Source organism: Streptomyces swartbergensis (assembly GCF_002148965.1).
Taxonomy (GTDB): domain Bacteria; phylum Actinomycetota; class Actinomycetes; order Streptomycetales; family Streptomycetaceae; genus Streptomyces; species Streptomyces swartbergensis.
This window is the reverse complement of sequence record NZ_NGFN01000333.1, coordinates 1-9,449: the sequence shown is the minus strand read 5'-3', so window position 1 is coordinate 9,449 and position 9,449 is coordinate 1. Positions and strand designations below refer to the sequence as shown.

At 73.8% G+C, this 9,449-nt stretch carries 11 protein-coding genes; 4 read left to right on the top strand and 7 right to left on the bottom strand.

What is annotated here, in order from left to right; genetic code table 11:
* From CA983_RS35235 to CA983_RS35220, 4 genes are all read right to left on the bottom strand, one after another.
* A partial coding sequence (locus CA983_RS35235; protein ID WP_086604814.1) for an NAD(P)/FAD-dependent oxidoreductase occupies positions 1–972 on the bottom strand: 972 nt, incomplete at its 3' end.
* Complete coding sequence (locus CA983_RS35230) at positions 962–1,276, bottom strand: (2Fe-2S)-binding protein (protein WP_086604813.1); 315 nt, start codon at positions 1,274–1,276, stop codon at positions 962–964. The genes CA983_RS35230 and CA983_RS35235, both read right to left, overlap by 11 nt.
* Positions 1,273–2,427 carry an NAD(P)/FAD-dependent oxidoreductase gene (locus tag CA983_RS35225; protein ID WP_086604812.1) on the bottom strand — a complete coding sequence of 385 codons (1,155 nt, stop codon included), beginning with the start codon at positions 2,425–2,427 and terminating at the stop codon, positions 1,273–1,275. The genes CA983_RS35230 and CA983_RS35225 overlap by 4 nt, the downstream gene beginning before the upstream one ends.
* Before the next feature lie 73 nt (positions 2,428–2,500).
* Complete coding sequence (locus tag CA983_RS35220; protein WP_086604811.1) at positions 2,501–3,160, bottom strand: MmyB family transcriptional regulator; 660 nt, start codon at positions 3,158–3,160, stop codon at positions 2,501–2,503.
* A gap of 238 nt (positions 3,161–3,398) precedes the next feature.
* Here CA983_RS35220 and CA983_RS35215 point away from each other — a divergent pair, with 238 nt between their 5' ends.
* The 3 genes from CA983_RS35215 to CA983_RS35205 all read left to right on the top strand — a co-directional run bounded on the left by CA983_RS35215 (position 3,399) and on the right by CA983_RS35205 (position 5,020).
* Positions 3,399–4,058 (top strand): helix-turn-helix domain-containing protein, encoded by a 660-nt coding sequence (locus tag CA983_RS35215; protein ID WP_086604810.1) that lies wholly within the window; start codon positions 3,399–3,401, stop codon positions 4,056–4,058.
* 32 nt (positions 4,059–4,090) lie between these two features.
* Entirely contained in the window at positions 4,091–4,621 is a 531-nt protein-coding gene (locus tag CA983_RS35210; RefSeq protein WP_086604809.1) for a toxin-antitoxin system, toxin component, read from the top strand.
* A gap of 156 nt (positions 4,622–4,777) precedes the next feature.
* Positions 4,778–5,020: a hypothetical protein gene (locus CA983_RS35205; protein ID WP_086604808.1), complete on the top strand. Its 243-nt coding sequence runs from the start codon at positions 4,778–4,780 to the stop codon at positions 5,018–5,020.
* A gap of 733 nt (positions 5,021–5,753) precedes the next feature.
* Here the strand turns inward: CA983_RS35205 and CA983_RS35200 are convergent.
* Together CA983_RS35200 and CA983_RS35195 are read right to left on the bottom strand one after the other, a co-directional pair.
* On the bottom strand, positions 5,754–6,431 hold the full coding sequence (locus CA983_RS35200; RefSeq protein ID WP_086604807.1) for a 4'-phosphopantetheinyl transferase family protein: 678 nt from the start codon (positions 6,429–6,431) through the stop codon (positions 5,754–5,756).
* The gene (locus CA983_RS35195) at positions 6,428–7,288 is read right to left on the bottom strand and encodes a metallophosphoesterase family protein (protein WP_086604806.1); all 861 of its coding nucleotides are present in this window, start codon (positions 7,286–7,288) and stop codon (positions 6,428–6,430) included. Before CA983_RS35195 ends, CA983_RS35200 begins: the two co-directional genes overlap by 4 nt.
* 261 nt (positions 7,289–7,549) lie before the next feature.
* Between CA983_RS35195 and CA983_RS35190 the strand changes: the two genes are divergently transcribed.
* The gene (locus tag CA983_RS35190; RefSeq protein ID WP_086604805.1) at positions 7,550–8,686 is read left to right on the top strand and encodes an ATP-grasp domain-containing protein; all 1,137 of its coding nucleotides are present in this window, start codon (positions 7,550–7,552) and stop codon (positions 8,684–8,686) included.
* A 12-nt stretch (positions 8,687–8,698) separates the two neighbouring features.
* Here the strand turns inward: CA983_RS35190 and CA983_RS35185 are convergent.
* The coding region (locus tag CA983_RS35185; protein ID WP_208637106.1) for a sulfotransferase family protein at positions 8,699–9,449 on the bottom strand (751 nt) is incomplete at its 5' end.

Genomic DNA, 9,449 nt, shown 5'->3' with positions numbered 1-9,449 from the left:
GCACCCGGCGATGTGCCCCTCGGCGCGGGCGAGGGCCGCTCCGCCGATACCGGTGGACTCCCCGGCCGCCCACACGCCGGGTACGTCCGTGCGCTGCTGAGCGTCGACGGCCACGGCGAGCCCGTCCAGGCCGCAGCCGAGGCCCTCCGCCAGGTCGGTGTGCGGGAGCATGCCGTGGCCGACGGCCAGGGTGTCGCAGGGCACCTGCCGCTCCGTGCCGGGCCGGACGCGTCCGGCGGTGTCGAGGGCGGCGACCGTGACGCCGGTCAGCCGGTCGTCGCCGTGGGCGCGGACGACGGTGTGGCGGGCCAGGACCGGCACGCGGTGGCGCAGCAGCCGGGCGGCGTATCCGGCGCCCTCGGGCAGCTTGCCGGCCAGGGCCCGGCCATGGCGGGCCAGGCGCACGGGGCCGGTGGACTCGACGAGCGCGGCGACCTCGACGCCGGCCGCCCCGAGCCCGGTCGCCACGGGCAGCAGCAGCGGCCCGGTCCCGGCCACGACGGCTCTGCGCCCCGGCACCACGAGCCCGCCCTTGAGCATGGCCTGGGCGCCCCCGGCGGTGACGACGCCCGGGAGGGTCCAGCCGGGGAAGGGCAGCACGTGTTCGTATCCGCCGGTGGCCAGGAGCACGGCACGGGCGTGCACCTCGGCCGGCTCCTCCTGTTCCGGACCGAGCAGCGCGTGCACGGTGAAGCCGCCGGACGTCCGCTCCACACACCACACATGGTGATCCGTCAGCACGTGTACGGAACTGGCGGCGAGGCCGTCCCGCAGCCGCTCCCAGGTCCGCCATCGGTGGTGCAGCGCCTCGGGCCGCCCCACTCGGAGCCCGGCGGCGGGCTGCCGGTAGAACTGCCCGCCGGGCTCTGTGGCCGCGTCGACGAGCACGACTCGGGTGCCGCGCGCACTCGCCGCCAGCGACGCGGCCAGGCCGGCGGGCCCGGCGCCGATCACGGCGAGGTCAGTCCGCATGGCTCTCCCCCTCATGCCCCGTGCCGTCCTGGGTGGCGATCACGTCACCCGGCCGCACCGGCACCAGACAAGCGCGTTGGTTGGGGCGGTCGTTGACGGTCACCAGGCAGTCGAAACAGACGCCGATCCCGCAGAACACCCCGCGCGGACGGCCCTCGCCCCGGGTGGAGCGCCAGGAGGTGACGCCCGCCGCCCACAGCACGGCGGCGACCGTCTGGCCCGGCAGCGCCCGGACCGGCCGGCCGTCGAACGTGACCGTGAAGGCGGGGCCGGACCTGGCCCCCGCCAGCTCCAGTGGATTCACTCGGCCCCCTCGGGAAAGCGGTCGGGCCGGAACGGGACAAGATCCAGGTCGTGCGTCCGCCCGGTCAGCGCCTGGGCGATCAGCTGCCCGGTGCCMGTGGCCAGACCGATGCCCGCACCCTCGTGCCCGCAGGCGTGCAGGAGTCCGGGCGCCCGGGGGTCGGGGCCGATCGCGGGCAGATGGTCCGGCAGGTACGGCCGGAAGCCGGCGTACGTCCGCATGGCCCGGACTCCGGCGAGGAACGGGAAGAGGCGTGTCGCGCCCGCCGCCAGCGCCCGTAGCGCGGGGAGCGACAACGACCGGTCGAAGCCGACCCGTTCGCGGCTGGCGCCGATGAGGACCGGCCCGGCGGGGGTGCCCTCGACGACCGGCGAGGTCTGCAGGGCCGCCGAGTCGCTGGCGACGTCGGCCACGTAGTCGGCGGCGTACACCTTGTGCCGGACGCGGGGCGGCAGCGGCTCGGTGACCAGGACGAAACCGCGCCGGGGCAGCACCGGCAGCGACACCCCGGCGCGGCCCGCCACCTCGCCGCCCCAGGTGCCGGCCGCGTTGACGACGGCCGGGGCGTGGATGTCGCCCCGGTCGGTCCGCACTCCGCGCACCGCACCGTCGGGGCCGCGCAGCACCCCGGTCATCTCACGGCCGGTGAACAGCCGGGCGCCGGAGGCGCGCAGCAGGTGAGCCGCCGCCAGGGCGGGCATCACCTGGGCGTCCTGCGGATAGTGCACGCCGCCCGCGAGGCCGGGGGCCAGATACGGCTCCAGATCGGAGAGCCGGTCGGGCGGCACCGGGACCGCCTCGACCCCGGCCGCGCGCTGCCCGGCGGCGAGTCTCTCCAGCCCGGCCAGCGCCTCGCCGGTGCCGGCGACGACGACCCCGCCCTTGGCCTCGTACTCGACCGCCTTCCCCAGCCCCTCCCGGGCCAGTTCGGCCCACAGCCGGGCGGACAGCAGGGCCAGGTCGAGCTCGGGTCCGGGTTCCTTGTCGGAGACGAGGAGGTTTCCCTCCCCCGCGCCGGTCGTACCGCCGGCCACCGGGCCCCGGTCCACCACGACGGTGTCCAGGCCCGCGCGGGCCGCGTACAGGGCGCAGGCGGCGCCCACCACTCCGGCTCCGACCACCACGACATCGCAGGTCAGCGGCTCGGTCACGTCAGTACTATGTCACACACCACACGGTCGGGGAATGGGGCGAACGCTGGTGACGCGGGGAACCTGGCAGGGCTCAGTCGGCCACCGGGACGACCCTCAGGTGGGAGGCGGTACGGCGTGTCCGGCGGTCCCGGGACGGGGTGCGGCGGGTGTCGCGCAGGACGAAGGTGAGCCGGGTGCAGCCCAGTTCCTCGAGCGTCCTGGACGTCTCGGCGACGATCCGGCAGTCGGTGGCGCCCCAGCGCGGATCCGGGTGCAGCAGCGGCCGTACGGCACCGTCCTGTTCGACGGCGCTCTCGCCGACCGAGCGGATCCAGTGCGGCAGGCCGTGCCGGTAGGCGGCCTCCATGATCGGGTCCTGGGCGATGTCGCGGCGGATGGCCTGGAGCCCGTGGTCGGGGCCGTGGCTCTCCACGGTCCGCGCGAAGTGGGCGAGCATCGGCAGGCACCAGCTCGCCTCGTGCTCGCCGAGCACCGTGGGAGCGTCGGGGTGGAACAGCACGAACCTGAGGAAGTTGTCGCCCGGCATGGCCGTCGGGTACGGACCGACGCCGCCGAAAAGTGACCGGAACGCGCTGTTCGTCAGCACCACGTCCCAGCAGTGGTCGACGACGAGCGAGGGGAAGGAGACGGCCTCCAGAAGCCCGGCGTAGTCCTCCAGGTAGCCCTGGACATCGGAAGTGTCGGGGACGGGCCGCGGTACCGGCCGCTGCCCTCCTGCCTGATATGCCATCGGGAGGTCACCCCTCTTGCCTGTGCGGCCTTGACGCGGCGCCCCGATCCTGCTGCCCCGAGTTGAGGCGTGTCAACTATCGTGGCATTTCGTGCCTGTTGACGGCTGAAATTGGCCACAGTTGTGGCGAGACCTGGATGTGAGTTCGAACCACCGGCTACGCTCCGGGAAGTTCACGCCGGGGCAAGTCACGGCATCCGCTTGTGAGAAGCCTGTGAGAGACGTAGGAGATCTGTCGGTGACGGGTGGCTTCGTCGAAGGTCCGGGCGCCACGCCGACGGCCGTGCTGGCGGCCGTCGTCTCCCGTGTCACCGCGCTCGCCGACCGGCTCGGCGTGCCGCACGCCGAGGTCTTCGACACCGGCCGGCTGTCCGTCGCCTCCGGGGTCCCGGAGCCCGTGGTCAAGGCCCTGCTGGGCGGCAGGCCGGCGGGCGAGCGCGATGTGCAGGCCCGGTTCCTCCAGCGCCTGGACCTGCTGCGCCGGACCCGGCTCAAGCCCAACGGCCGCAAGTACACCCAGCAGGAGATCGCCGACGGCGCGGGCATGTCCCGGCAGCAGGCCGGCGCCCTCATCAACGGCGACCGGCGGCCGACCATGGAGCACTGCGACGCACTCCAGCGGTTCTTCCGGGTGCATGCCGGTTTCCTCACGGCCGAGGACCCCGAGGCGCTGCTGAGCGCCCTCCAGCACACCGAGCAGGAACTGCTCCAGAAGCTCGCCGACCGCGAGCGGGAGGCGGCCGCGGCGGCCGACGACCCGCTGGAGCGGCTGCTGCAGGACCACGGCGTGCGCGGCATCGCCTGGCGGGCCGCGCAGCTGCCCACCGACCAGCACCGCGACAAGGTGGCGGAGTGGCTGGACATGCTCCTGGAGAGCGTCAAGCGGCCCGAGTCGTGACCGTGGGGAGAACTGTGGGCATCGGTAAGGAAATGCGCCGCCTGTGCGGCGAACTGGTCGCGGAGCTGACCCTCCCCGCGCCGGCGCGGCCCGACGAGCTGTACGCCGCGCTGTGCGACGCCATGAGCAGACGCCGGGGCCGCCCCGTCCATTTCCGTACGGCCGCCTTCCCACCCGGGACCGCGAGCGGGCTGTGGCTCGACATGGCCGAGCAGGACCTCGTCGTGATCGAGGAACGCACGGCCCCCGACCACCAGTTGGTGATCCTGGGGCACGAGCTGTGGCACATGAAGGCGGGGCACTGCTCCCACCACGTCGGGGGCGCCGCCGTCGCGGCCCGGCTGCTCCACGACGACGCCGACCTCCAGGCGACGGTGCTGAAGGTCGCCGCGCGCACCCGCTTCGACCTCGACGACGAGAAGGAGGCCGAGAGCTTCGGCCTGCTGCTGGCCAGCAAGTGCCGGGCGTGGCTGGCGGGTTCGTCGTCGCGGGGGCGGGTGCAGCGGGACCATCTGGCGGGGCGGATCGAGGCGTCGCTGGGGTATCCGGGTCCGCAGGGCTGACGGGCGGCGTCCCGGGCCAGGGGGGATGTCACCTCCGCCGAGTGGGGCGAACCGGCGGGCGGTCGGGCCGGATTGTCAGTGGTGGGCGGCAAGCTGGACGTGCGCCCCTTGTGTGCGGGGCGTGACCGATGACTGCGACACGGGGAGAGCCGACCGATGCCCACCGCCGTACTGACCGACCGCGAACGCACCGCCGTCCAGGCCTACCTGCGGCTGCTGCACACCGTCCGGGCCGTCTTCGACCTGGAGACGGGCCCGCCCGGCGCCGACCGCCCCCCGATCGTCCCGCCGGGCGTCCTCGCCGAGGCGGAAGAGGCCCTCGAACAAGCGGGCCTGACCGGCAACGAGGAGGCGTTCTTCCACCTGCTCCAGAGCTGGTGCCCGGAGCCGGGGCCCTGAGCCGACGTCGGCGACGGGGACCTCGGCGGGCGGCCGGTGGCGGAGACCTGGGCCGGCGGCCGGGGGTCGGGCTCTGAGCCGACGTCGGCGACGGGGGCCTCAGCGGGCGGCCGGTGGCGGAGGCTGGGCCGGCGACGGGAGGTGGGGACCTCAGTCGGCGGCCCGTGACGGGGGACTTCAGCTGGCGGCCGGGGCGAGGCCCTGAGCCGACGGCCGGGGGCGGGGACCTCAGCCAGCGGCCCGTTACGGGCGAGCGACATGGGCCGGCTGCCGGCGGCTGGCGTCCGGCGTCCGGTGTCCGGCGGCTGGCGTCCGGCGGCTGGCGTCCGGCGGCTGGCGTCCGAACCAAATGCGGGCGGTGGGGATCTGGGCCGGTGGCTTGGGCAGAAGCAACAGCGGACGGCCAGGACCTGAGCTGGCGGCCGGTGGCCGGTGGCCGGGAACCTCAGCCGACAGCGGGCAGCCGGGCACATGACCCGATGGCGGGTGGGGACACCTGAGCCCACAGCGGGTGGCCGGGAACCTCAGCCGTCAGCCGGTAGCCAGGCGCCCCGAGCCGACAGCGGGCCGCCCGAAACCCCCGGCCCACAACCGATGACCAGAAACCTCAGCCGACAACCGGGCCGGGCCCGGGCCCTGAGCCGGCGGCCGTGGCCGGTGACCGGGCATCGAACCGACGGCGGACAGCGGCGCCCTGAGTCGACGTCCGCAGGACCACCCCCGCACAGCGGTCTCAGTCGTGCGGTACTGCGACCGCCGTCGCGACCAGGCCGCGGTCGGCGATCCAGTGGCCGTCGAAATGGCCGAGGCGGCGGTCGCCGACCCGGGGGCCGGGGACGAGGAGCGTGGCGCGGAAGGTGCCGCGTGGCTGTTGGCCGGGGCCTGCCGAGATCTCGATGTCGGCCTCCGTGAAGTCCAGCCACTTGCCGGTGAGGGGGAACCACGCCTTGTAGACGGACTCCTTCGCGCTGAACAGCAGCCGGTCCCAGTGGACGTCGGGGCGCTGGGCGGCCAGCCGCCGCAGGCGCTCGGCCTCGGCCGGGAGGGCCACGGCGGGCAGGACGCCCTCGGGCAGCGGCCCGTGGGTCTCGGCGTCGATGCCGAGGGAGGCAAGGTCGGTGGCACGGACCAGGGCGGCGGCGCAGTAGGCGTCGCAGTGGGTCATGCTGCCGGCCAGGCCGGCCGGCCAGCGCGGGGCGCCGCGTTCCCCGGGCAGGATCGGCTGCGGCGGCACGCCGAGCTTCTCCATGGCACGGCGGGCACAGGAGCGGACGGCGGCGAACTCCCGGCGCCGCTTGGCGACCGCCCGGGTCATGAGCGCCGCCTCCTCGGGGTACAGCGGTGCGTCCGCGCCCTCGTGGCCGTACGCCTCGACGGTGACGACGGTCTGGGGCAGCAGTTCCTCGATCACCGTTCCTCGCCCTCCCCCGGCAGGACGCGCCGCAGCCGCCCCGGATCCCCCGACCGTTTGCGCCACTCGCGGGGATAGCCCACCGACACCTCCTCGAAGCGCACGCCCTCGTGCCAGGTGGTGCGGGGAATGTGCAGATGGCCGTAGACCATCGTGTGGACGCGGAACCTGCGGTGCCAGTCGGCGGTCAGATCAGTGCCGCACCACATGGCGAACTCGGGGTGCCACAGCACGTCCATCGGGTGGCGGTGCAGCGGGTAGTGGTTGACGGGGATCACGGGCAGGTCTTCGGGCAGCTCGGCGAGCCTGCGTTCCGTCTCGGCGACCCGGGCCCGGCACCAGGCCTCCCGGCTCGGGTACGGGTCGGGGTGCAGCAGATACTCGTCGGTGCACACGATCCCCGTGCCCTGGGCGTACTCCAGGCCCTGCTCCTTGGTCGCGCAGCCGGCCGGCAGGAACGAGTAGTCGTACAGGAGGAAGAGCGGCGCGACGGCGACGGGGCCGCCGGGGCCGTCCCAGACGGGGTAGGGGTCCTCCGGTGTCGTCACGCCGAGGTCCCGGCACAGCTCGACCAGATGGTCGTACCGGGCGACGCCGCGCAGGGTGACGGGGTCGCTCGGATGGGTCCACAGCTCGTGGTTCCCGGGCACCCAGACGACCTTGCGGAAGCGGCCGGCGAGCGTCTTGAGGGTCCAGCGGACGTCGGCCACGGTCTCGGCGACGTCCCCGGCCACGAGCAGCCAGTCGTCGTCCGTCCCGGGCCGCATCCGCTCGACCAGGGCGCGGTTCTCCGGGTAGCCGATGTGCAGATCGCTGATGGCCAGTAGTTGTGCGGCGCCACCGGCCGTCGACGTCACCTCTCGCCCCCCTCCGCGCGCCCGAACGCGAACGCCACCACGAGATCACATCCGCGGGCGGGGAGACAAGAGCGGCCGGACGGTCTCGGTCGTGAATCCGTAACCCGCGCGTTGCACGACACGGCCCGCCGAAGCCGTATGATCTGCCCCAACACCACCGCTAAAAACTTCCCTTCACAGGGGCGGTTTGGTGTACCTCCAATCAACCTGCCCGGGCACGGGCTGCTGAGCCCTGCCCGCGAACCCTGAAAGGCGGCCTGCATGGTCTCTCGCGTACGCGTCTGGCTCAACCGCACGTACGCGGAGAACGTGTTCTTCATGGATCAGCTGCGGAGAAATCCCAGCGACCGGGCCGTCGAGATCCACGCCACGCACGGCGACCCCGACTCCCCCGTGCTGGCCGCCGCCGACACCGCCGAGCTGGAGCCCGAGAACCTCTCCCCCGCCGGGTACGTCGAGTACGCGCTGGACCAGTGCGCGCGGCGCGGCATCGACGTGTTCGTGCCCCGGCTGCACCAGTCGGCGATCGTCGCGCACCGCGCCGAGTTCGAGGCGGCCGGTACGGCGGTGCTGGCACCGCCGCCCGAGGCGGTGGCCGTCTTCCACGACAAGGTGATCGCCTACGAGGCGGTCCAGGCGGTCGGCGTGCCGGTGCCGCCGTGGTGGCGGGTCCGGTCGAGTGACGAACTCGTCGCCGCCGTCGAGGAGTTGGAGGCCGCCGGGCACAAGGCGTGCTTCAAGCCGGCGTCCGGGGCGGGCGGGGTRGGCTTCCGCGTGATCACGCGCTCGCCGTTCTCGCTGATGCACCTGAGCGGTTTCCCGAGCCCGTACGTGCCGTTCGACCTGGTGCTGGAGGCACTGCGGCGGGCCGAGGAGCCGGTCGACTGGCTGGTGATGCCCCGTCTGGAGCAGCCCGAGGTGTCGGTGGACTGCCTGACCGGTCCGGACAACCGGGTCCGGCTGGCCATCGGCCGCACCAAGAACGGCCGCCGCCGGGGCTTCACGCTGCACGAGCAGTGGCTGGAGCCCGYCCGGCTGATCGCGGAGGGCTTCGGCCTGCACTACCTGTCCAACATCCAGTTCCGGATGTTCGGCGACCGGCCGGTCCTGATGGACGTCAACACCCGCCCGGCGGGCGGCCTGCACCAGCTGTCCCTGTGCGGTGTCAACGCCCCCTGGGCCGCCGTCCAGCTGGCGCTCGGCGAGGACCCGGGCGAGGTGGTTCCGCCGTTCCTGGGCCAGGACTACACGGTGGTGTCGGGGCCGCGTCCGCTGCGGCCGGTGTCGCTGCCGCAGCAGCGGCCGGAGGCGACGGAGCAGCAGCCGCTGCCCGCGGTGCCGGCCGACTCCGTCGAGTCGGCGGCCCCGCAGGCCACGGTCGGGGCCCTGCCTCTCTAGGCCCTGCCCCCTTCAGTCCCTGTACCCCCACGCCTGTGCCAGTTCCCTCAGGCGTGGGGGGAGTTCGACGCCCGGGTCGGCGGAGCGGGCCGACTGGATGCGGCCGGACTTGATGGTGCTGGACCAGTCGCCGAGCTGGGGGCGGAAGGTGCCGTGGTCCTTGCTGCCGTAGTCGAGCATGCCGGGCTCCCAGGGGACGCCGAGGTGGTCGCAGATGCCCCGGGTGACCTTCTCCGGCTCGGAGGTGAGCTCCTCGTAGGTGATCACATGGGGGTCGAGGCTCAGGCGGGCCTCCTCCAGCTTCTCGCTGTAGTCGAGGACCTCCGCACGGACGGCTTCGTGATCGGGGTCGGCGCGCCGGTCGGTGAGGGACGTGACGACCGCGCCGGGGTGGCGCAGCAGCAGGATGTAGCGGGCGTTCGGCCAACATCGCCGCAGGCGGGGCCAGATGAGGGTGTTCGGCGGGGTCTTGTCGACGATGACGTCCTTGCCGCTGCGGGTGAGCTCCAGGTGCAGCACCCGGTCCCACAGCACGTGTTCCAGCTCGTCCTTGTCGAGGTGGAGCGCCCGCATGGCGTCCGCGGAGAAGTCGCGGGACAGGGTGACGTGCACCGTGCGCAGGTGCATCTCGTGCGGGGCGCGGATACGGCTGTGGCTGTTGAGCAGGACGCGCAGCAGGGTCGAACCGGAGCGCACCGACGACAGCACGAAGACCGGCGAGTCCACCAGCCGGGGGGCGGGCGGGGCGGTGTAGGTGTCGGCC